The 20,983-nt window shown below is 72.3% G+C and carries 18 protein-coding genes and 2 pseudogenes; 5 read left to right on the top strand and 15 right to left on the bottom strand.

The annotated features are described in order from the left end of the window. Positions 1 to 360: 360 nt before the first annotated feature. The 12 genes and pseudogenes from ABZZ74_RS05465 to ABZZ74_RS05410 all read right to left on the bottom strand — a co-directional run bounded on the left by ABZZ74_RS05465 (position 361) and on the right by ABZZ74_RS05410 (position 13,046). Complete coding sequence (locus tag ABZZ74_RS05465) at positions 361 to 1,302, bottom strand: aminoglycoside phosphotransferase family protein (protein WP_356762003.1); 942 nt, start codon at positions 1,300 to 1,302, stop codon at positions 361 to 363. A 46-nt stretch (positions 1,303 to 1,348) separates the two neighbouring features. Further along, positions 1,349 to 2,476 (bottom strand): aminopeptidase P family protein, encoded by a 1,128-nt coding sequence (locus ABZZ74_RS05460; protein WP_356762002.1) that lies wholly within the window; start codon positions 2,474 to 2,476, stop codon positions 1,349 to 1,351. A 117-nt stretch (positions 2,477 to 2,593) separates the two neighbouring features. After that, positions 2,594 to 3,211, bottom strand: coding sequence for a LysE family translocator (locus ABZZ74_RS05455; protein WP_356762001.1), 618 nt, complete (start codon positions 3,209 to 3,211; stop codon positions 2,594 to 2,596). Positions 3,212 to 3,287: 76 nt separating this feature from the next. After that, entirely contained in the window at positions 3,288 to 3,872 is a 585-nt protein-coding gene (locus tag ABZZ74_RS05450) for a PDZ domain-containing protein (protein ID WP_356762000.1), read from the bottom strand. Positions 3,873 to 3,989: 117 nt separating this feature from the next. Continuing rightward, positions 3,990 to 4,514 (bottom strand): annotated as a pseudogene (locus ABZZ74_RS05445) (LysR substrate-binding domain-containing protein); the annotation flags it as partial. A 32-nt stretch (positions 4,515 to 4,546) separates the two neighbouring features. Then, the gene (gene phsA / locus ABZZ74_RS05440; RefSeq protein WP_356761999.1) at positions 4,547 to 6,424 is read right to left on the bottom strand and encodes an O-aminophenol oxidase PhsA; all 1,878 of its coding nucleotides are present in this window, start codon (positions 6,422 to 6,424) and stop codon (positions 4,547 to 4,549) included. 101 nt (positions 6,425 to 6,525) lie between these two features. Further along, on the bottom strand, positions 6,526 to 8,682 hold the full coding sequence (gene cyc2, locus ABZZ74_RS05435; RefSeq protein ID WP_356761998.1) for a germacradienol/geosmin synthase Cyc2: 2,157 nt from the start codon (positions 8,680 to 8,682) through the stop codon (positions 6,526 to 6,528). 99 nt (positions 8,683 to 8,781) lie between these two features. Beyond that, entirely contained in the window at positions 8,782 to 9,534 is a 753-nt protein-coding gene (locus ABZZ74_RS05430; protein ID WP_356761997.1) for an ABC transporter ATP-binding protein, read from the bottom strand. Further along, positions 9,531 to 10,391: an ABC transporter permease subunit gene (locus ABZZ74_RS05425; RefSeq protein ID WP_356761996.1), complete on the bottom strand. Its 861-nt coding sequence runs from the start codon at positions 10,389 to 10,391 to the stop codon at positions 9,531 to 9,533. Before ABZZ74_RS05425 ends, ABZZ74_RS05430 begins: the two co-directional genes overlap by 4 nt. After that, positions 10,361 to 11,137, bottom strand: a complete 777-nt coding sequence (locus tag ABZZ74_RS05420; protein ID WP_356761995.1) for an ABC transporter permease subunit — start codon at positions 11,135 to 11,137, stop codon at positions 10,361 to 10,363. The genes ABZZ74_RS05425 and ABZZ74_RS05420 overlap by 31 nt, the downstream gene beginning before the upstream one ends. A gap of 17 nt (positions 11,138 to 11,154) precedes the next feature. Further along, on the bottom strand, positions 11,155 to 12,126 hold the full coding sequence (locus tag ABZZ74_RS05415) for an ABC transporter substrate-binding protein (protein WP_356761994.1): 972 nt from the start codon (positions 12,124 to 12,126) through the stop codon (positions 11,155 to 11,157). Between the two features lie 56 nt (positions 12,127 to 12,182). Next, a complete protein-coding gene (locus ABZZ74_RS05410) occupies positions 12,183 to 13,046 on the bottom strand; it encodes a TIGR03619 family F420-dependent LLM class oxidoreductase (RefSeq protein WP_356761993.1) in 864 nt (287 codons plus the stop codon). 130 nt (positions 13,047 to 13,176) lie between these two features. Here ABZZ74_RS05410 and ABZZ74_RS05405 point away from each other — a divergent pair. Then, positions 13,177 to 14,438, top strand: a pseudogene (locus ABZZ74_RS05405) (cytochrome P450). A gap of 6 nt (positions 14,439 to 14,444) precedes the next feature. Here the strand turns inward: ABZZ74_RS05405 and ABZZ74_RS05400 are convergent. After that, positions 14,445 to 15,626 carry a damage-control phosphatase ARMT1 family protein gene (locus ABZZ74_RS05400; protein WP_356761992.1) on the bottom strand — a complete coding sequence of 394 codons (1,182 nt, stop codon included), beginning with the start codon at positions 15,624 to 15,626 and terminating at the stop codon, positions 14,445 to 14,447. 22 nt (positions 15,627 to 15,648) lie between these two features. After that, positions 15,649 to 16,296: a ScbR family autoregulator-binding transcription factor gene (locus ABZZ74_RS05395; RefSeq protein WP_356761991.1), complete on the bottom strand. Its 648-nt coding sequence runs from the start codon at positions 16,294 to 16,296 to the stop codon at positions 15,649 to 15,651. A gap of 396 nt (positions 16,297 to 16,692) precedes the next feature. On the opposite strand from ABZZ74_RS05395, the gene ABZZ74_RS05390 reads away from it, so the two are divergent. Continuing rightward, positions 16,693 to 17,337, top strand: coding sequence for a ScbR family autoregulator-binding transcription factor (locus ABZZ74_RS05390; protein ID WP_356761990.1), 645 nt, complete (start codon positions 16,693 to 16,695; stop codon positions 17,335 to 17,337). A 253-nt stretch (positions 17,338 to 17,590) separates the two neighbouring features. After that, complete coding sequence (locus tag ABZZ74_RS05385) at positions 17,591 to 18,529, top strand: lytic polysaccharide monooxygenase (RefSeq protein ID WP_356762063.1); 939 nt, start codon at positions 17,591 to 17,593, stop codon at positions 18,527 to 18,529. Positions 18,530 to 18,547: 18 nt separating this feature from the next. Here ABZZ74_RS05385 and ABZZ74_RS05380 read toward each other — a convergent pair whose 3' ends face one another. Continuing rightward, on the bottom strand, positions 18,548 to 19,201 hold the full coding sequence (locus tag ABZZ74_RS05380) for a Tat pathway signal sequence domain protein (protein WP_356761989.1): 654 nt from the start codon (positions 19,199 to 19,201) through the stop codon (positions 18,548 to 18,550). A 684-nt stretch (positions 19,202 to 19,885) separates the two neighbouring features. On the opposite strand from ABZZ74_RS05380, the gene ABZZ74_RS05375 reads away from it, so the two are divergent. Together ABZZ74_RS05375 and ABZZ74_RS05370 are read left to right on the top strand one after the other, a co-directional pair. Next, on the top strand, positions 19,886 to 20,539 hold the full coding sequence (locus ABZZ74_RS05375; protein WP_356761988.1) for a DUF6230 family protein: 654 nt from the start codon (positions 19,886 to 19,888) through the stop codon (positions 20,537 to 20,539). Continuing rightward, complete coding sequence (locus ABZZ74_RS05370; RefSeq protein WP_356761987.1) at positions 20,539 to 20,973, top strand: DUF6114 domain-containing protein; 435 nt, start codon at positions 20,539 to 20,541, stop codon at positions 20,971 to 20,973. Before ABZZ74_RS05375 ends, ABZZ74_RS05370 begins: the two co-directional genes overlap by 1 nt. The last annotated feature ends 10 nt before the right edge of the window (positions 20,974 to 20,983 follow it).

The raw sequence follows: 20,983 nt of genomic DNA, 5'->3' as shown, positions 1-20,983 counted from the left end.
CCAACCGAAGCTCTTACAGGCCCCGCGCGGTCCGCCGAACGGGGCCTCCTGCACATCCGGCGGGCCGGGCCCCCGGACGGTGGGCCGCCAGCGGGCGGCCAGGGCCGGGACGCCGCTGACCGGCGGCGGGGCGGGCGGGGCGCGCAGGGCCCGGCCGAACCGGGGCTCCCGCGGGACCCCCGCGCGGGCCACCGATCCAGGACTCCTCCGCATCCCGCGCGCGGGCGCCCAACCGAGGCCCCCGCACATCCCGCGCACGATCCGCGGGACCCCGCGCGGGCCGCCGATCCAGGGCTCCTGCACATCCCACGCGCGGGCTCGAAGCGGGTGGTGCGTGCGGGTGATTCCGGGTCGGTGGTGTCAGAACTCCTCGCCTCCGTCGGCCTCCCGGAATTCCGTCACCCGCTCCAGCAGGATTGCCTCCCAGGCGCGGCGGAGCTGGCGGCCGAGCACGGGGAGGGGGGTCGTGTCGCCCCGTTCGATGTGTGCGGCGAGGCGGATCACCGTGTCGCAGCGGGCCAGCCACAGGCCGCGCAGACAGGGGCGGGCGCCGTAGCCGGCGAGGGTGGCGGCGCGGACGGCGGCCGGGGAGCCGACGGCGACCGCGAGGCCCGCGATGTCCTCGGCGGGGTCGCCCACGGCCGCGTCGGTCCAGTCGAGGACCCCGCGCACCCGTCCGTCGGCGCTGACGACGAGGTGCTCGCCCCGAAGGCCGTGGTGGGCGAGGACCGCGGTGCCGGGCTGCGCGGCGAGCTGGACGGCGGCCGCGGAGGTGAGCTGGTGCAGCCGTACCGGGTCGAACTCGTCGGTTCCGGCGAGCAGGTGGGCGGCCTTCTCGGCGGCCCGGCGCAGGCCCTCCAGGGAGCGCGGGGCGGTGCGCGGGACACCGAGCGTCTCGGCCTGCCGTACGGGCACCTCGCGCAGCCCGGTGAGCAGCCCCGCGAGGTCGGCCTCGCCGACGGCGGAGACGTCGTGCTCCTCCGCCGTGTCGCCCGGCACCTTGGTGTCGAGCGTGTACGTCAGCCCGGGCGCCCACTCGCCGTGCGCCACGCTGGTCGGGACGGCGAGCGGGAGGTGGGGGCGGACGAGGTCGCGCAGCCGCAGTTCCCGGCGCTGGCGCAGGGCGGCCTCGCGGTCCGGGGCGAGGCGCAGCACATGGCGGGTGCCGACCCACCAGGTGGAGTGCCCAACGCCCTCGGCGACGGGCCGTACCTCCGGACCGGCCGTCCCCCCGCCGTCCTTGAGCAGGGAACTGACCAGCCGGCGGACGGTGTCCGCGGTGGGTGTCGGTGCCTGGGTCATGGTCGCGCCGTTGTCACTCGGGGGTGTGCGGGGGCTCCTGGGACGCTCAGTCCACTATGACCATCTCGCGGTCGGTGGTGTTCAGCCGCCGGCCGCCGTCCTCGGTGACCGTCACGATGTCCTCGATCCGCACCCCGAACCGGCCGGGCAGATAGACGCCGGGCTCCACCGAGAAGCACATGCCGGGCACGAGCGGCTGCCGTTCGCCCTCGATCATGTACGGCGGCTCGTGCGTGGTGACGCCGATGCCGTGCCCGGTGCGGTGGATGAAGTACTCGCCGTACCCGGCGTCCTCGATGACCGAGCGGGCGGCCCGGTCCACCTCCTGGCAGGCCACGCCCGGCTTCACCGCCCGGACCCCGGCCTCCTGGGCCTCGCGGACCAGGTCGTGCACCCGGCGCTCCTCGTCGGTGGGCTCGCCCACGTGCACGGTGCGGGAGGTGTCGGAGCCGTAGCCGTCCTTGAGGCCGCCGAAGTCCAGGACGACCATGTCGCCGCGCTCGATGACCCGGTCGCCGACCTCGTGGTGCGGGTTGGCGCCGTTCGGGCCGGAGGCGACGATGGTGAAGTCGACCTGGGAGTGGCCGAAGCGCCGCAGCAGACCGGCGAGGTCGGCGCCGACCTCGGACTCCGTGCGGCCCGCGAAGGGAACCTTCCTGATCTCCTCGAACGTCGCGTCTGCGGCCGCGCCCGCGGCCGCCATCAGTTCCAGTTCCGTCGCGTCCTTGACGGCGCGCAGCATCGGCAGGGCCTCGGTGAGGGAGACGTGGCTGGTGCCGGGCAGCGCCCGCTGCAGGCCGAGCAGGTGCATCGCCCAGGCGTTGTCGCTGATCCCGAAGCGCCCGCTGACGTCGAGGAGCGCGGCGGTGGCGGCGTAGGGGTCCTTGCCGTCGGTCCAGTCCCGCAGATTGAGCGCGCCCGCGCCGGGTGCCCGCGCCGCGTCGGGCGCCTCCAGGGTGGGGACGACCAGGACGGGGGCGCGGCCGGGGGCGAGGACCAGCAGGGTGAGCCGTTCGGTGGCCGCGGGGGGCGTGTAGCCGGTCAGCCACACCAGGTCCGGGCCCGGGGCCACGAGGAGCCCGGCGAGACCGGCGTCCGCCGCGGCGCGCGCGGCGCGGTCCATACGGGCCCGGTAGTCGTCGGCGGTGAAGGGCGCGGGCGCGGTGCCGGTCATCCGGGCCTCCCTGGGCGGGTTGAGGGACCACAAGGGACTACGGGCAGCATCCTGCCCGGACAGCGGGGGCCGCGCGACCGGTCTGCGGGTCCTGGCACGCCTCGGCCGGTCATGGCGTCAGCTCTCCAGGGCGAGGCGCACACCGAGGAGCAGCAGCACGCCCCCGGAGACCTGTTCCAGGCGCCGGCGCACCCCGGCGCGGGAGAGCACGGTCCGCATCCGGCCGACGAACCACACGTACAGGCCGTAGTAACCGATCTCGTAGACCGCCCACAGCGCGGCGAGACCGATCATGGCGGGCAGGTGCGGGGCTCCCCGGGGCACGAACTGCGGCAGGAAGGACATGGCGAAGATCGCCGCCTTGGGGTTGGCGAGGTTGAGCAGCAGCCCGCCCCGGTAGGCGGCCCAGCCGCTCTTCTCGCCGCCCTCCCAGCCGGCCGCGGCGTCCCCGGTGTGCCGCGCCTGCCGCAGCGCCTGGACGCCGAAGGCGATCAGGACGACCGCGCCGACGATCCGCATCACGTCGTACGCCAGTTCGGAGGCCGCGAGCAGCGCGGTCAGACCGAAGGCGGCGACGACTCCCCAGACGAAGACCCCCGTCTCGTTGCCGAGCACGGTCAGCAGACCGGAACGCCTGCTGCGCAGCGACTGCTTGATGATCAGCACCGTGCTGGGGCCGGGCGAGGCGGCGATGAGGGTGCAGGCGCCGAGGAAGGCGAGGAGGGTGCTCAGCATGCGCCCCATGGTGGTCGGTGCCCGGGCAGCCGGGCCAGCGGTTTTCACCGCGCCTGCGCGGCCCGGCTCCGTGGGGTCAGGTGACGACTCCGGGTACGGCCGTCAGCCGCTGGTATCCGCCGCCGCGGTGACGGACGGTCAGTGTGACCCGCGTGCCGGGGCGGGCGTGGGCCACGGCGCGGGCGAGGTCGGCGGCCGTGTCGACGCGGGTGCCGCCGAACGCGAGGAGTACGTCGCCGCGGACCAGGCCGGCCGAGCAGGCGGGGCCGGGGACGTGGACGCCGACGACCAGGGCGCCCGGTCCGCGGTCGTCGACGGCCTCCAGGCCGAGGGTCGCGGCGGCGGGTGCCGGGGACGCGGACGGGGCCGGGCTCGGGGACGCGGAGGACGGCGAGGGGACGGGGCGGGCCGGCACCGGGGTGTGCGCCCGGCGTTGCAGGTCGGCGAGCTTGCTCATGCCGATGACCGTGGCGCCGACGGTGCCGATGCCGACGCCGGACAGCACCAGGACCGTCCCGACGAACAGGCCGAACAGCACGGCCCTCAGCCGCCTCGCGCGTCGTCGCGCGGCATGCGGGCGACGGGCCGGGGTGCCGGGGCGGGCACCACCGCCGGGGTTCCGGCCGGGCATCGGCTTGGGACGCAACGCAGTCTGTTCCATGGATCGCCTCCGGTCGGAGCACTACCCGGCGCACCGGCGCACGACGAGCCACGAACGAGTGAGACTGACCCGCGGTCAAGGGCGGGAAGACGCGTGTCGCCCGGCGCGGGCGCGAGGTCACCCGCGTGCGCCCAGCGCCCGCGCCGGCGTCACCGCCGCCCCGGCGAGTGACCCCACGTACACCAGTTCCGTACGGTGCACCACGCGCGGGTGGGTGAGCGCGACGGCCGTCGCGCCGGGGACCGCCGTGGCCGCCGACTCGGGCAGCAGGGCCAGGCCGTGACCCGCGGCGGCGAGGGTGGTGAGGGTGCGGACGTCGGTGCCCTCGTAGCGCAGGGCGGGGCGGAAACCGTGGCCGCCGTTCGCGGCGCGGAGGTGGGCCAGCGGCAGACCCGCGTCGGGGGCGTCGAGCTGGGGGCACCGCCCACGCCCTTTAGGCAGTCGGGGAGGGCGTCGGCGAGGTCGCCGAGGCGCAGGCCGGGGCGCCGGGCCAGCGGGTGGCCGGCCGGGGAGGACGCGGACGGGCTCCTCCCCGGCGCAGTGCGTGGTCAGCGGGGCCACGTCGGGCAGCCGCAGGGGGTCGCTGGGGGCGGCGAGGCCGTCGACCAGGCCCAGGTCCACGGTGCCGGTGGCGACGGCGGCGCCGCGGTGGAGCACGCGGCGCGGGCGGGGTCTCAGCCCGTGTGACCCTCGCCGTGGCCGCCGTGCGCCCCGCCGTGGTCGAACCGCATGGCCTCCTCGGGCATGACGACGAAGGGCCGCATCATGCCCATGTCCTCGTGTTCGAGGAGGTGGCAGTGGTACATGAACCGGCCGTACGCACCGTCGAACCTCCCCATGACACGCAGTATCTGGCCGCCGGGCACCCGGAAGACGTCCTTGTAGCCGCGCTCGTTGGGCGCGAGCGGCAGCTGCTTCGTCGCGTCGAACGCGATCGGCACGCGGGTGCCGCCCGCCGCCGGGTCGAAGCCCGAGACGTCGTAGGCGTCCCGGCCCAGCAGCTGGAAGTCGGCCAGGTGGATGTGCATCGGGTGGACGATCGGCGCGAGGTTGAGGAAGCTCCACTGCTCGTAGGAGCCCTCGGCGACGGTGAAGCCCAGGCCGTCGTTGAAGGTCCGGGAGGTGCGCCGGTACGTCTTCGTGGTGCCGTCCGCGCCGGTGAGCTGGATGACGCCGTCGGCGGGCGGCTGGAGCTCGCCGGGATCGTCGACCTCGGTCATCTCCCAGATCTCCGGGTGGCCGCCGGAGCCCTTGGTGCCGGGCACGGTGAGCACGACGAGGCGGTGGCCGTGCGGGATGTCGTGCGTGAGCCGGCGGAAGGAGCCGGAGAGCACCTCGGGCAGCTCGAAGGTGTCCGTGCACTCGCCCGCCCCGACCCGGAACTCCATGACGGCCGGGTAGCGCACGTCGTTCACCGGGTCGGGCACGCCCGGGGCCTGGCCACGGCCCTTGTTGACCAGGCGCAGTTTCTTGCCGGCGAGGTCGCGGAAGTCGACGAGCAGGTCGAAGCGCTCGGCAGGCGCGGCGGTCAGCGTGGGCAGCGTCTCGTCGAAGTCGACCGGGACCGGGCGCGGCAGGAGCCCGCCGTCGCTGCCGATCTGGTGGACGACGCCCGGGACCGGGTTGTCGTCCTCGTCGACCAGGACGAGCTCGTAGATGCGCGCGTTGGAGGCGTTGACCAGCCGGAAGCGGTACCAGGCGGCGTCCACCTCGGCGTACGGCCAGATGCGGCCGTTGACCGTCGTGTACGGGCCGGTGAACGGGATGGTGACCGGCTTTCCCGTCTCCGGGTTCTGCTGCTGGACGATCACCGTCTTGTGCAGCAGCCGTCCGTTGAGCCTTCCGTCCTCGTCGGTGTCGAGGTTGCGGTCGGCGAGCAGCAGCGGGATCTCCCGGTCCCCGCCGGGCAGCCCGAGGGCGTCCTCCTCGTCGTCCCGCAGCAGGTAGGTGCCGTACAGGCCCGTGTGCACGTTCCACCGGGTGATGTTCATGGCGTGGTCGTGGTACCACCACTGCACCGCCTGGTGGTCGTTCGGGTACTCCGACAGCTGGGCGTCGCCGTACCCGACGGCGTTGTCGGCCCAGCCGTCGTTGCCGCCGCCCGTCTGCGCTCCGTGCAGATGGGTCACCGTCCAGGCGGGCAGGGCCGCGACGTCCTTGTTCGGTTCGACGCCCTCGCGGCCCGGCTCGGTGGTGGCGGGCGGAGTGCCGGGCGCGCGGACGGGTACCTCGACCGAGGTGACCGGGTACTCGCTGCCGCTCGGTACGCGGTTGGTCCAGGCGATGCGGACCCGCTGCCCCCGGCGTACCTCGATGGTCGGTCCCGGTACGTGGCCGTCGTAGCCCCACATCAGGGTCGGCGGGAGCTGCGGGTGCAGCCGGACCCAGGTGGGGCGGACGGCGATCTCCGTCTCGCGCAGGACGTCGCCGGCGCCCGGCCGCAGGACGGGCGGGACCGGTAACGGCGTGACGTACGGCACCAGTTCGTCCGGTGCCGGTGCCGCCCTTCCCGTGCCGTCGTTCTCGGTGATCCTTTCGATGATGTCGGTCAAGTCGAACACCCCCGTGTGTTCTGTTGTCTGTTCCCCTTGTCTCAGAAGACTCCTGGCATCCCGGTGAAGTTCCCTGAATGTCCCGTTCCGCACGAAAAGTTTCAGTGGATGGTGACAGCGGCTCGCGGATCGGGCAGGAAGCCGTGGGTGCGCCGGGCGAGGTGGTCCGCCTTGTAACGGTCCACGGAGCGGTGCCAGTTGAGGATGCCGGCCATCCAGTTCTCCAGGTCGGCCACATAGCCGCGCATGACCTCGCGGGCCTGCTCCGACAGGTCGAAGTCGTCGTAGACGACGGGCAGTTCGTGGGCGGTGACGTGCTGGAACTGGCGCATGCGCTGGGTCATGAGGTCGTGGACGACCGAGAGCGCGGTCGGGTAGTCGACGCCGAAGAAGTTCTGCACGACGAGGATCGCGTTGTGGATCTCGCCCTCGTACTCGATCTCCTTCTGGTAGGAGAAGACGTCGTTGAGGAGGCAGGCGTAGTCGACGGCGGCGTTCTCCAGGGAGCGGACGGGTCCGCTGCGGTAGACCTCGGGCGGTACGGCGGGGCCGTGCCCCATGCGGCACAGGCTGAGGGTGAGGTCGGAGCCGAAGGTGGCGCGGCGCATCTCCAGGTAGTCGACCGGGTCGGGGATGCGGTGCTGCAGCTGGTTGGACAGCTCCCACACCCAGCTCTCGGTCATGACGTTCACCGCGTCCTTGAGGACACGCCTCTCGCCGGGGGTCATCTCCGCCGTGGTGCGCGCCCACAGGTCGACCAGTCCGCGCTCGATGCCGTTGGCGGGGACGAGGACCGGTTCGCCGTCGACGGGCATGCAGTCCGCCAGGCGCCGGGTGGTGAGGCGGGCGGCGGCCAGGTCGCGGCGGTGGCCGTGGACCAGGGGGTAGTAGTCGTCGCCGTACGTGCCCCAGGCGAGCCACTGGGAGGCGAGGTCGAGGGCCTCCGGCGTGGCGTCCGGATCGAGGCCGGCGGCGCACAGCGGGAGGTCCGCGGCGGCGAGCCTGTCCTCGTCCCAGACGCCCTCCTGCAGCATGCCCATGCGGTGCATCCAGCCGGTGAGGCGTTCGCGGGCGCCGGGCAGGTGCGGGCTCAGCTCGACCTGGAAGGGCATGTGGAAGTCGGGCAGCAGGGACGGTCCGACCTTCTGGTACGGCACGTGCGTGTACGCGCGCAGGCGTTCGGCGCCGGCCGCGGCGAGCAGCGCGCCGACGTCGGCGGCGGAGGATCCGGGACCGGTCAGTCCGTGCCAGGGCCTGGCGTCACGCGCGCGTGCGTTCATGTAGCGGCTGGAGCGCATGTGCCACTCGTGGCCGCCGGACTGCCAGTCCGTGAGGCCCTGGGCGTACCGGGCGACGGCGGCGACCTCGGGCGGGGTGAGGCCCGCGTCCAGGGCGAGCGCGGGGACCTCGGTGAGCGCGGTGTGCTCGAACTGGTGCAGTCGGGAGGTCAGGATGTCGTTGACGGTGTCGGCGGCCTCCTGGGTGGTGCAGCCGAAGAAGGTCTCCAGGACCAGCACGCCGTTGCTGAGCTCGCCCTCGTCCTCGACCTCGCGCTGGTAGGAGAACAGGTCGTTGCGCAGATGGACGGCGTCGGAGAAGGTCTCCATCAGCACCCGCAGCGGCCTCGACGCGGCGACCGACGCCGGGACCTCGGCCGTCGCGTACTCCACGAGGCCCGCCGACCAGGGCGCGCCGCCGACCTTGCGGCGCATCTCGATGTACTCGACCGGGTTGGCGATCCGGCCCTCGTTGATGTTGGACAGCTCCCACAGGGACTCGTTCAGCAGGTGCTCGGTCGCCACCGCGAAACGGCGGCGCCAGTCGGCGGACATCGACGGCACGGTGCGCGTCCACAGGTCCGCGAGGCCGGCCTCGACCGGGTTCTGCGGCTCGGGCACGGGGGTCGCCGGGTCCATCGGCATGAACAGCGGCAGCCGGTCCAGATAGGCCTTGCCGCCGGCCCGGTCCTGGGTGCGCTTGAAGGTCTCCAGGAAGTGGTCGTCGAAGAAGAACACCCACACGTACCAGTCGGTGATCAGGGAGAGCGCCGGGCCGTCGCAGTCGGGGTGGGTGTAGGCGCACAGCAGTCCGTAGTCGTGCGCGTCGAGGTCGGATTGCTCCCAGATCCCGGACCCCTCCAGCATGCCCATCTCGCGCGCCCACGCCGTCGAGTGGGCACGCGCCTCGTCGACATGCGGGTTCAGCCGCGCGGGGTACGGCATGTAGAAGTGCGGGAGTTCGAAGGGCTGCTGCGTCATGGCCGGGCCCTACCCAGGGCCCTCGGGGGGCATCCGCGAGCCGGGACATGATCACACCATCGCGTGAACCGACGGGGAATCCGGGAACCGGGCAGGGGCTCATGCTCCCCGCACGGCCCGCCCCACCTCCGCCCGCAGCGCGACGAACTCCGGCAGGCCGCGGGTGCCGATCTGGTCGCGTTTGCCGGGGAGTTCGACGGGGAGGTCGAGGACGACGCGGGAGGCGGGGCCCGGCGAGAGGACGACGACGCGGTCGCCGACGTAGACGCTCTCGTCGATGTCGTGGGTGACGAACACGATGGTGGTGGCGTCGGTGCGGTGCACCTCGAGGAGGAGGTCCTCCAGGTCCTCCCGGGTCTGGGCGTCCAGGGAGCCGAAGGGCTCGTCCATCAGCAGCAGCGAGGGACGGCAGACCAGGGCGCGGGCGATGGCGACGCGTTGCTGCATGCCGCCGGAGAGCTGCCAGGGGTGGCGGCGGGCGGCGCCGTCCAGGCCGACGCGCTCCAGGATGCGGTCGGCCTCGGCCCGCCGCGCGGCCCGGGCGAGGCCGCGGCGGCGCAGCGGGAGCGCCACGTTGTCGCGGACCGTGAGCCAGGGGAAGAGCGAGCGGCCGTAGTCCTGGAAGACGACGGCGAGATGGTCGGGTACGCCGCTGACGGGCACGTCGTCCAGGGTGATGGTGCCCTCGCGGGCCGGCTGGAGGCCGGCGACGGTGCGCAGCAGTGTGGACTTGCCGCAGCCCGACGGGCCCACGACGCACAGCAGTTGACCGTCGGGGACGGTGAGGGTGATGTCGTGCAGGACGGGGTGGTCGCCGTAGCGCTGGCCGAGGGCGTCGAGGCGGAGGGTCACGAGGGTCTCCTTCTCCCGGTCATCCGTCGTTCGACGGCCAGGAGGGCGGTGTTGAGGAGGTGGCCGAGGACGCCGAGGAGGAGGAGCGCCGCCCACACGGTGAGCAGGTCGGAGCGGGACTGGGCGTCGGTGAGGGTGAAGCCGATGCCGTTGGCGGTGCCGGGGAGGAGTTCCGAGAACACCATGAGGATGAGGGAGAGGGACAGGCTCAGGCGCAGCCCGGCGAAGATGTGGGGCAGTGCGGAGGGCAGGAGCAGGTAGCGGAGCCGTTCGAAGGGGTTCAGGCGCAGGACGGCGGCGACGTCGAGGCGCAGGGGGTCGGTGGCGCGGACGCCCTCGGCGGTGTTGATGACGACGGGCCACACCGCGCTGAACGCGATCGAGGCGATCTGCATCGGCGTACCGAAGGCGAACACGACGACGAAGACGGGCACGAGCGCCGGGGGCGGCACGGCGCGGGCGAACTGGAGCACCGGGTTGCACAGCGCGTACGCCCGTGCCGAGCGGCCCACCAGTACGCCGGCCGCGATCCCGCCGACGGCCGCGATCCCGAACCCGGCCGCCATCCGCCCGAGACTCGGCAGCACGTCCCCGGTCCCGGCCGCACTGAGGAACGCGTGTCGGGTGGGCCCCGAGAACCACAACTCCTGCGCACGGAGGGCGATACGGCTCGGCGGCGGAAAGTACACACTCCCACCGGCCAGAGCGCCCCACTGCCAGGCGCCGAGGACGACGAGCAGCACCACCAGCCGCAGCACGGCGTGCCGCCAGGAGAAGGCGGGGCGTGCGGCGGGGTGGGGGTGGCCGACCGTCCCCCGCCCTCCGCTCACGCAGCCGCCCTCCGATCCGGTGTCCACGGGAACAACCGCCGTTCCGCCCGGACCAGGACGCTGTTGATCGTCAGGCCGATGGCGCCCGCCCAGAGCACGCCCGCGAGGACGTCGCGGGTGCCGTCCGTGGCGAGGGAGGCCTGGGCCATGAAGATGCCGAGGCCCTCACCGAAGCCGGAGAGGATCTCGGTGGCGACGGCGAGGATCAGCGCGATCGCCGCCGAGATACGGACGCCGGCCGCGATGAACGGCGCCGTGGCGGGGAGTTCGGCGCGCAGGAGGACGGAGAGGCGGCCGAAGCCGAAGACGCGCAAGGTGTCCTTGGCCAGCGGGTCGGTCTCGCCGAGGCCGTAGATCGTGTTGAAGAGGATCGGCCACACCGACGCGTAAACGATCAGCGCCACCTTGGTCTCCGTGCCCGTACCGAGAAGCAGGGACACCAGAGGGATCAACGCCACGGAGGGCAACGGCCGCAGGAACTCGACGATCACCCGAACCGCCGAGTCGACGATCGGCACGCTGCCGAACAGCAGGCCGAGCGGCACCGCCAGCACGATCGCCAGGCCGAGCCCCAGCGCCCACGCCCGCAGCGTCGCGCCGATCCCGGCGAGGAAGGCGCTGTCGCCCGCCAACTCCACCGCACGGGCCAGGACTTCGGAGGCCGGGGGCAGATAGTCGCGCCGGACGATCCCCGCGCGGCCCACCGCCTCGCAGGCGCCGAACGCCAGCAGCACACCCAGGCCACCCAGCACCAGTTCCTGACGTCGCTTCACGTTCCGCCGCCCCCGCCTCACTTGACCAGCAACGTCCCCGGATCGATCGCCTTCTTCAACAGGTCCTGTTTCCGCATGAGTTCGGTCAGCCGCCGCAGCTGTGCGAGGTCCGTGGCGGTCGCGTACGTCGGCAGGCCGATCGACGTGGCCTGGTCCGCGGTCACCTTGGTGTACTTGGGGAGTTCGGCCCGTACGGCCGAGGGGTCGGACGCGGCGATCTTCGAGGCGGCCTCGACGGCACGCCGGAACGCGGCGGCCGCCCGTGGGTGACCGTCGGCGAACCTCCGTGTCGTGACGTACCCGCTGATGGGCAGCGACCCGACGGGCGCCGACGCCCCGTCGAGCAGCACCCGTGCCTTCAACTGCCCCTGGATCGCGCTGTCGAAGGGCTCCACGGCGTGTACGGCGTCCACCTGTCCCCGCTGCAGCGCGGGCCCCATCTGCGGGAAGGCGATCTGCCGGTACACCGGCCGCCCGACGCCCCGCTGGTCGAGGATCGCGTTGAGGGTGAGCGACTGGATGTTGTTGAGGATGTTGACGGCGACCGTGCGGCCCGCGAGACCGGCGAGGGTCTTGATGCCGGAGTCCTTCGGCACCAGGACGTCCATCATGTGCGGCGCGGTCCGCACCCCCTCGGCGAGGACGCGCACGTCGAGCGTGCCCTTCTCCTCGGCCTGCAGGAAGGTCACGTAGTTCGCTCCGGCGATCACGTCGACCTGTCCGTTGGCCAGGGCGGGCAGCGCCTGGATGCTCTGCTGGACGGGCTGGACGGTGACGTCCAGCCCCGCCTTCTCGAACAGTCCGCGGTCGCGGGCGAGATAGACCGCCGCCGTGTCCGTCAGGGGCAGGGCGGCCACGGTGATCTTCGTGCGGCCCCCGCCCGTCGTCGTGGAGCCCCCTTTGTCGCCGCAGCCGGCGAGGAGCAGTGTCAGGGCGGCCAGGACGACCGCCGGCTTTCCGATTCCCGGCCGCAATCGACGTAACGCCATGCGGGCATGACTATCAAGGAATTGTCATGATCACCACATGGGAAGGCGTCGAAGCGTCACTCTTTGGAGAAATGCGAAACGACCTCCTCGGCCACCCACCCGAGCGCGTCGGACAGCGCCTCGGTGGCGACAGGCAGCCACAGCGAGCAGACGGAGAGCCCCGCCTCGGCCAGCGCGCCGAGCTCGTCCCGCACGCTCTCCGCGCTCGCGTCAGGGCCGCCCAGCAGGCGCCCCGGTGCCTGTACGGCAGCCGTGAACCCCGGCGGCACGAGCGAGAGGCCCGCGGTCAGCCCCAGCGTCCGCGGATCCCGGCCCGCCGCGTCCCCGAGCGCTTCGAGCCGCTCGCGCACCGCCCGCAGCCCGGCCGCGTCGAGCCCGGCGCCGTGCCAGGCGGCGCCGTACCGCAGTGCCCGGCGCAGCGCCGCGTCACTCTGCCCGCCCACCCACACGGCCGGCCCCGACTCGGTGCGCGGCCGCACACCGAGCCGCACCTCCGCTTCGTCGCGCCACAACTGCCGTACGGCGGCCAGCTGTTCGTCCGCCCGTCGGCCTCGCCCGGCGAAGGGCACGCCGACGGCCTCGAACTCCCGCTGGTCCCAGCCGGTGCCGACACCCAGGGTGAAGCGGCCCCCGGAGAGCCGGTCGAGGGTGGCCGCCTGGTGGGCGAGGAGGACCGGGTCGTACAGCGGCAGCACGAGCACGCTGGTCACCAGGCCGACGCGGGTGGTCGCCCCGGCCACGGCGGCCAGGGTCACCAGCGGGTCGGGCGTCACGCCGGTCTCGCCGGCGAGTGCGTGGCCGCTGACGAAGACGTGGTCGAAGCCCAGCCGCTCGGCGGTGCGGGAGGTCTCCAGCACGCCGTCGACCTCCTCCTCCCGCGCGGGCCACAGACGGTGCGGTGCCACCCCGATGCGCAGCATGTCGTTCGCTCTCCCCTCGTACGGCGACGCGGACACCCGAGCCGGTGAGCGGCCCGGCGACAGACGCAACAACGCGTGCGCCGCGCGCGTTCCCTTGCCCGGCCACCGGCCGTGCGGTCACCTTGGTCGCATGACCATGCGCGAGGCCCCGCCCGTCCCGGACGTCTTCGATCCGCGGCGCTATGCCACCGGGGTGCCGTACGACGCCTACCGCGTCCTGCGCGACCATCACCCCGTGGCCTGGCAGGAGGAGCCGGAGGTGCTGGGCTGGCCGGCCGGTCCCGGGTTCTGGGCGGTGACCCGGCACGCGGACGTCGTCCGTGTACTGAAGGACTCGGGGACGTACTCCTCCCGTCTCGGCGCCACGCAGATCCGCGACCCCGATCCCGCCGACCTGCCCTTCATTCGGCGCATGATGCTCAATCAGGATCCGCCGGAGCACGGCCGGTTGCGGCGTCTGGTCAGCCGTGCGTTCACCCCGGGCCGTGTCGACCGGTTCACCGCCGTCGCCCGGGAGCGGGCCCGCACCCTGCTCGACGAGGCCCTGCGGACGGCGCGGACGACGGACGGCACCGTGGATCTCGTCGGCGCAGTCACCGACGACTACGCGCTGCTCAACCTGTCCGACCTGCTCGGCGTCCCGGACTCCGACCGCGATCTGCTGCTGCACTGGACCCGGCGGGTCATCGGCTACCAGGACCCGGACGAGGCCGGTCCAGCCACGCTCGACGCGGCGGGCAAGCCGGTCAACCCCCGCTCCCCCGCCGCCCTGGCCGACATGTTCGCCTACGCCCAGCGGCTGGCCGCCCACAAACGCCACCATCCCGCCGACGACGTGATGACGACACTCGCCCACGAGCCCGAACTCGCCGACGCGGAACTGGAGATGTTCTTCTTCCTGCTCACGGTCGCGGGCAACGACACCGTACGCAGCGCGGCCCCGGGCGGCCTGCTGACCCTGGCCGAGCACCCGGTGGCGTACGAGCGACTCCGTGCCGGAAAGGCGGAACTGCCGGTCGCCGTGGAGGAGTTGCTGCGCCGGCATCCGCCCGTGCTCACCTTCCGCCGACCGCCGCTCAGGACACGACCCTCGCCGGCCGCCGCATCCGCGCGGGTGACAAGGTGGTCGTCTTCCACGCCTCCGCCAACCACGACGAGCGGGTCTTCGCCGACCCCGACCGTCTCGATCTCGCCCGCACCCCGAACCCGCACGTGTCCTTCGGCGACGGCCCCCACGTCTGTCTGGGCGCCCACTTCGCCCGGCTGCAACTGCGGGTCCTCTACGCCGAGGCGCTGCACGCCCTGCCGGTCCTGCGCCCGGCCGGACCGGCCCGGCGACTGGTGTCGAACTTCATCAACGGCATCAAGTCGCTGCCCACGCAGGTGTGTTGAGGCGGATCAGGTCCGCACCTGGATCAGCGCGTGGGTCCCGCCGGTCCGCCATCGCTGCCCCTCCGCCGCCACCAGGGCGGACTCCGTCTCCGCGGCCAGACCGGTGATCACGTCGGACTTCAGGGTGCGCAGGGCCGCCACGGGGGTGGGGAAGTGAGCGGTGACACCGGCGAACGGGGTGGTGGGCGGCCAGCGGCGGTCGCCCACCAGGCGACGGTAGTTGAGGTCGCCCTTGACGATCGTCAGGGCGCTCGGGGCGAGGTCGTCGCGGAGGTCGGCGGGCAGGTCGGCGAAGGGCAGCGGGGCGGCGGCGAAGGGGTGGGCGCGCAGGACGAGGCGCCCGTCCGTCATCGCCGCCCACAGCACCCTGCCGTACGCGGCCGCCGCGCCCTCCGCCCCGTTCAGTCGCCGGAGCGCGTCGAGCACGTCGGCGGTCGTCGCGTCGGAGACGTAGTACGGGTACGGCTTGACGTGCAGGAACGCCCGCCGTACCTGGCCGCTACGGAGGAGGTGGGCGATGAGGAGCAGGTCGGGGATGAGTTCGCGGCCCGCGTTGTCGGCGATCAGGGACAGGGTGGCGGCGCCGGAGGGCGGGAGCAGGGACCAGAGCAGGTCACTGTCGTCGGCGACCAGGCCGGGCGCGGCCTCCTTGGCGCCGGCGCTCGCGTCGGAGAGGCGGAAGCCGAGGTCGGCGCGGTTGCCCCAGAGGGAGCCGTGCAGTAGGGCCTGTGCCTGTTCGGCGGGCGGCAGGTCGGCGAGGCGGTCGAGTGCGGTCAGTTCCTCCGCCGTCTCCGGGGCGTCCAGCTCGGCCAGTTTGGAGGGGCGGAAGGGGTCGATGCCCTGCCAGGGGCCTTCGGTGAAGTAGTCGACCGCGTCGAGGAGTTGGCGGTAGAAGTAGCTCTCGGACCAGAGCCAGGGGAGGTCGTACCAGGAATGACCGACGTACTCGTCGAGGCCCCACCGCCTCCAGCGGTCACGGTCGTGGGCGTCGGGCGGGAGCGGTTCGACGACGCCCTTGGTGCAGCTTTCCAGCAGGGCGTCGAGGGCGCGGTGCCGGGCGGGGCCGTACGGGAAGGCGTCCCGGACCTGCCGGATGATCGCGGGGTGCCGCTCGGCGAGGACGCCGTACGGGAAGGTACCCGGCTCGTTGCCGAGGATCACGGGCGGCGCGGACGGGGTGTCGGGCATGCGCCTCACCGTACCGCGCGGGTCAGGCGGTCCTGATCTCCCGCTCCAGGCGTGCGGTGAGGTTCAGATAGCGGGCGCGGCGGGTGACCGGGACCAGGCCGCGGATCATGACGTGCCACATCTCGGCGACGCGGCGCGGCTGGCGGGCGACCGGTTCCAGGTGGCGGCCGACGACGCGGGTTCCGACGAACCAGCTGACCAGGGCGTGGGCGGTGGCCTCGATATCGATGTCCGGGTGGATGTCGGACTCCCTGACCGCGCCGTGCAGCTTGCGGGAGGCGAGCTCGCGCCACTCGGTGAAGGGGTGGGTCAGCGGCGGGCGCACCTCTATGGCGCCGGTGGCGAGGCGGAGTCCGGCCCGCTGGATGGGTCCCTCGACGGACATGCGGGAGATGCGGAAGGTGATGCGGATCAGGGTCTCGAGGGAGGAGTAGCCCCGGCCCTCCAGTTCTCCCGCGACCTCGCGCGAGGCCCGGGACTGGAGCTCCATGATGGCGTGGGCCAGATCCTCCTTGGCCGCGAAGTGGAAGTACAGGGCGCCCTTGGTGACTTGGGCGTGCTCCACGATGTCGCTCAGGCTGGTCGATTCATAGCCGTGGCGGTCGAACAGTTCTGCTGCGGCCGTGATGATCGTCGCGCGGGTCTGTTCGGCGCGTAACTGCCTCGCCATCGGCTGAACACTCCTGGGACTGGGAAAACGGGTCGTGCAGTATGTTTCTCACTCCCCGTACACGATATCTCACCGTACGACGGCGCCGACAGCACACCCCGAGAGCGTCGACCAGCCCTGCCCGGGCGGGAGTTGGGCGCAAGCCGGGCATCGCCGAGGAAAACAGCACGCGCAGTACGGACAGACCACCGGGACCTGCCGGGACACGTGTCACCGCCGCGTACGGGACGCCGGTCGACGACGACCGTCAGGGTCGGTTGAGGCATGTCCCTCCTCGATCCCCCCGCCGCGGACGCAGGGCCTACAGTACGAGGCGACCGGTTGGTTTGCCAATGAGACGTTGGTTTGCCAATGAGACGAGGGTGACTGCCAACTCGGCTCAGCAGAGGGGCACTTATGGCGAGACAGGAGCGCGCCGTCCGGACCCGCCGGACGATCCTCGAGGCCGCGGGCGCGGTCTTCGACGAGCACGGCTACACGTCCACGACCATCGCGATGGTGCTGGCACGGGCCGAAGTGACCAAGGGCGCCCTGTACTTCCACTTCCCCTCCAAGGAGTCGCTGGCCCGGGCCGTGCTGGACGAGCCGCTGCCCGTCGGTGCCGTTCCGCCGCAGCCGTGCAAGCTGCAGGAGATCGTCGACGTCACCTTCGTCTTCGGTCAGCACCTTCTCGACGACGCGCTGCTGAAGGGCGGCGTCCGACTCGCCGTGGACCGCAGCGTGCCCGGGGTCGAGCACAGCGGGCCGTTCCGGCAGTGGACCGACCGACTGGTGTGTCTGCTGCAACAGGCCCGCTCGCAGGGGGAGTTGCTGCCGTCGGTGGAACCCGGGGACACGGCCGAGCTGGTGGTCGGCGCCTTCGCGGGGATCCAGTTGCTGTCCCGGGCGCTGACCGGCCGGGGCGACCTCGCGCAGCGGATCTCGGTCCTGTGGGCCCACGTACTGCCCAGCGTCGCGGTACCGGGCCTGCTTCCCCGCATCGACACGGCGCCGGACCGGGGGCCACGGGTAATGGCGTCGCTCGCCTCGCACGCCTCCTGAGGCGGTGGTATGTGACATAGCACTGAACCCTCTCAGTGCTATGTCACATACCACCGAGCCCCGGAGGGCGGGCGGGCCGGCCCCATTCGCACCGGCCCGCCCGTCGAGGGCCCGCCTCCCCATGTACGGCGTGCCGTGCCTTGTACGCGTGGACCGCGGACGGCGTTCACTCGGGCACCGTGAACGCCTCGCGCCGGTTTCCCGTACTCCACGGGAGCAGCCCGTTCCCGTGTCGGCCGAGGAGGCGTACCGGATGGTCCGGATGACCGCATACCGCACCGCCCTGGCGGCCGCCGTCGTGACCCCGTTCCTGCTGCCGCTGTGGGCGGCAGGCCCGGCGCAGGCGCACGGCGCGCCGACTGATCCGGTCAGCCGGGGCTACGCCTGCTCCCCGGACGGCGGGGCGAACGTCAGGACGGCGGCCTGCAAGGCCGCGGTGGCGGCCAACGGCGCCCCGTTCACCTTCTGGGACGACGTACGGGTCTCGGACGTGAACGGCCGCGACCGGCAGACCATCCCGGACGGAAAGCTGTGCAGCGGCGGCCTTGCGGAGTTCAAGGGCCTCGACCTCGCTCGCTCCGACTGGCCGTCGACGAGCCTGAAGCCGGGCGCGACGCTGAGCATGACGTACGCCGCACCGATCCCGCACGCGGGCACCTTCCGGCTCTATCTCACCAAGCCGGGGTACGACCCGACGAAGCCACTGACCTGGTCCGACCTGCCGGCCCAGCCGTTCGCCTCGGTCAAGGACCCGGCCCTGACCGGCGGCGCCTACCACTTCACGGCGAAGCTCCCGGCGAACCGCACCGGACGTCAGGTCCTCTTCACGATCTGGCAGACCAGCAGCACGCCCGATACGTACTACTCCTGCTCGGACGTGGTGTTCCCGGGGGCGAGCGGCGGCGGTTCGACGGCCTCGGCTTCGGCGCCCGCGTCGAGCGGCGGCGGCCGGACCGCGAGCGCGACGCCCGCGCCGACGGCCGAGAAGCCGCGTACGCCGGCGAGTCCCGCGCAGCGGACGACGACGGCCGGGGATGCAAGCGCGGCGCCGTCGCAGCCCGACAGCACGCCCGTCGCCGCCACCGAGACCGCCGACTCGGGTCCGTCCGCGCCCATGATGGCGGGCGGCGCCGCCGCGGTGCTGGTGCTCACCGGGGGCGCCGCCCTGGCCCTGCGTCTGCGTCGACGCTGAACTAGCGGACTGCGAGGGTCAGTTGACGTAGACCGTCGCGCCGTTGTCCGTCACCGGGGCGTACTTGGCGGTGAAGTAGCCGCTGCTGAAGCAGAGCGACGAGCCGGACACCTTGGTGAACTGCTGGTTGGTGAAGTTGATGCTGGCGTCGGTGTTGCTGGTGGTGCCGCTCAGGCTGGGGGCCTGGTAGACGCAGGAGATGGAGCCCAGCAGGGTCTTCAGCTTGACCGTGGTCTGGATGGTGGAGCCGCTCGCCGGGGTCACGGTGAGCGTGCCGTCGGAGGCCACGGTGGTGGTGTACGGCAGGTTGTCGACCGTGATGCTGGTGACGCCGGTCACGCCGAGGACGTTGCTGGTGCAGCTGCTGCTGTCGAAGGTCTGTGCGCCGACGGACTCGGTGGCCGTGCCGGGGGCGCTGGGGTTGTCCGTGACCGTGGCGGTGAACGTCGAGGACGTGCAGGAGACACCGCTGGTGCCGGTCGCGCTGGAGTACAGCGTGGCGGCGGTGCCGCTGGCGAGCGGCGCGGAGAGGACGTCGCCGACCGCGACGGCGGTGCCGCCGGTGGAGCCGGTGGTCAGCACCGGGGTGTCGGCCGCGGACGCCGGCATGGCGGCCGGGATGGAGAGGGCGGCGACGGTGCCGACGAGGGTGAGCAGGGTGCGAGTGCGCATGCGAGTGCCTCTTTCGAAAAGTGGGGGTTGGGGGTGATGTGGGACGTGGGGGGTGGCTGGAGACGAAGGCGCGTGCCGGCATTCGTCGTTGCCGGTCCGTGACGCCTTCTCCGTACGTCACGGACCGGCAAGGACGACCGGCCGGCGACCGGCCGAAGACCCGTGGGGAGGGCCGGCGGCCGGGCCGGACGGAAGATTCGGCCCGGCGCGGAGCAGGGGGGAAGTGCCCGTGCCGGGCCGTGGAGGGTTTGTGCCGGGCGGCGCTGCGCCCGTGATGGACAACTGAGGTCCGGGAAACGCGGACGGTGCCGCGTGGCTGGGATCCGGCGCCACGGATCCGGGGGAAGCCAGAGGAAGTTGTAGACCTGAGGATCAGTCAACGTCAAGCGGTGGCAGGCGAGTTGACGATCATTCAAGGAATCGCACCGAGGAGCCGCGGTGCCCGGGTAAAGCCACTGCCAGCAGCGGGGCACAGGCGATACACAATCAACATCCTTTTTTCACAACCACCTTGACCCCCCAAAGTAACCACGGGTAACTTCCGGGTTGGCTACTGCGGAGTACGAGAAAGCCCTTCCATCCGTCCGGGAGTTGGGAGGAGGCGTGCGCTCGCAGCCGCTGTCCGCGCCAGGACAACGCGCCGCTGATGCCCAACCCGCACTGACTATGCACATGGGAGCAGAAATGGCCTCGTCCGCCGACCTCACACCAGGGAACCCGGAAAGCGGTTCCTCGCCCGACCCCGCAAGACGCGGGCGGGTCCGGCTGCGCCGCGCCGCGGTGATGGCGGTCCCCGCCGTCGGAGCCCTCGCCGGCCTCGCGATCCTCACCGCCCAGGGTGCTCTGGGCGTGTCCTTCTCGATCTCCGGCATGCCCTTCACGGTCACCGCCAAGTCGCTCGACGGCACCGGCTTCGAGCAGTTCGGCGCGCTCGACAGCATGATCGACAACAGCCCGAACGCCGGTGACACCGGCGGTCAGGTGCTGGTCGTCACCTCCGCCATCAAGAGCGCGACGCTGGACAGCCTGTGCCAGAGCGTCGACCTCGGTGGCACCAACCTGCTCATCAAGGCGGGCAGCGGCTCGTCCAAGGTGCAGGCGACCAATCTGACGACGGACTCGACCCAGCTGACCGGTGACGCCTCGTTCAACAACATCGAGATCGGCAACGACGCGAGCACGCTGTCCAAGGCCGGTGTGAAGGGCCCTGCGGGCGTCTTCAGCCAGCAGTCCGACACCGTGCACATCGACAACCTGCGGCAGACGAACTACGCGACCACCGCGGGTGTGTTCAAGCTGCCCGGTCTCAAGCTCAGCTTCAGCGACTCGGGTTGCTGATGTCCGAGGACACTCCACGTCAGGAGTGGCGGCCCGCCTTCGACGGATGGCGGGCCCGTCGGCCGTTCTGGGGCGGGCTGCTGCTCGCGCTCGGCGGAGCGGAGATCCTCTTCACCGAGAAGGCCTCGTTGAAGGTCATCATGCACATCGGCATGCAGGGCCTGGCCGGGTATCTGCTGCCGACCGTGATGCTGCTGTGCGGGCTGCTGACCATCCTCAGCCCGGGGCAGCGGCTGTTCTACTCGATCATCGGAATCCTGTCCTCCCTGGGCACCTGGCTCACCTCCAACCTGGGCGGCTTCTTCATCGGCCTCGCCCTCGGCGCCGTCGGCAGCTGCATGGCCTTCGGCTGGCTGCCGGACCAGGAGCCGCGGGTCAGCCGGCGAAAGCGCAGGGAGGAAGCGAAGTCCTCGGCGCAGGCCGTACAGCTGTAGGACCGCGGAG

The sequence above is a fragment of the Streptomyces sp. NPDC006476 genome (assembly GCF_040612015.1).
GTDB classification, from domain to species: Bacteria; Actinomycetota; Actinomycetes; order Streptomycetales; family Streptomycetaceae; genus Streptomyces; species Streptomyces griseorubiginosus_B.
Note: the sequence above shows the minus strand (reverse complement) of the source record. Positions and strands in the feature narration are given on the sequence as shown.

Excerpts from the sequence above, each read along its gene's own strand:
- ABZZ74_RS05465 (WP_356762003.1), bottom strand. The coding sequence starts at position 1,302 with ATGACCCAGGCACCGACACCCACCGCGGACACCGTCCGCCGGCTGGTC.
- ABZZ74_RS05460 (WP_356762002.1), bottom strand. The coding sequence starts at position 2,476 with ATGACCGGCACCGCGCCCGCGCCCTTCACCGCCGACGACTACCGGGCC.
- ABZZ74_RS05455 (WP_356762001.1), bottom strand. The coding sequence starts at position 3,211 with ATGCTGAGCACCCTCCTCGCCTTCCTCGGCGCCTGCACCCTCATCGCC.
- ABZZ74_RS05450 (WP_356762000.1), bottom strand. The coding sequence starts at position 3,872 with ATGGAACAGACTGCGTTGCGTCCCAAGCCGATGCCCGGCCGGAACCCC.
- cyc2 (WP_356761998.1), bottom strand. The coding sequence starts at position 8,682 with ATGACGCAGCAGCCCTTCGAACTCCCGCACTTCTACATGCCGTACCCC.
- ABZZ74_RS05415 (WP_356761994.1), bottom strand. The coding sequence starts at position 12,126 with ATGGCGTTACGTCGATTGCGGCCGGGAATCGGAAAGCCGGCGGTCGTC.
- ABZZ74_RS05410 (WP_356761993.1), bottom strand. The coding sequence starts at position 13,046 with ATGCTGCGCATCGGGGTGGCACCGCACCGTCTGTGGCCCGCGCGGGAG.
- ABZZ74_RS05400 (WP_356761992.1), bottom strand. The coding sequence starts at position 15,626 with ATGCCCGACACCCCGTCCGCGCCGCCCGTGATCCTCGGCAACGAGCCG.
- ABZZ74_RS05395 (WP_356761991.1), bottom strand. The coding sequence starts at position 16,296 with ATGGCGAGGCAGTTACGCGCCGAACAGACCCGCGCGACGATCATCACG.
- ABZZ74_RS05390 (WP_356761990.1), top strand. The coding sequence starts at position 16,693 with ATGGCGAGACAGGAGCGCGCCGTCCGGACCCGCCGGACGATCCTCGAG.
- ABZZ74_RS05385 (WP_356762063.1), top strand. The coding sequence starts at position 17,591 with ATGGTCCGGATGACCGCATACCGCACCGCCCTGGCGGCCGCCGTCGTG.
- ABZZ74_RS05380 (WP_356761989.1), bottom strand. The coding sequence starts at position 19,201 with ATGCGCACTCGCACCCTGCTCACCCTCGTCGGCACCGTCGCCGCCCTC.
- ABZZ74_RS05375 (WP_356761988.1), top strand. The coding sequence starts at position 19,886 with ATGGCCTCGTCCGCCGACCTCACACCAGGGAACCCGGAAAGCGGTTCC.
- ABZZ74_RS05370 (WP_356761987.1), top strand. The coding sequence starts at position 20,539 with ATGTCCGAGGACACTCCACGTCAGGAGTGGCGGCCCGCCTTCGACGGA.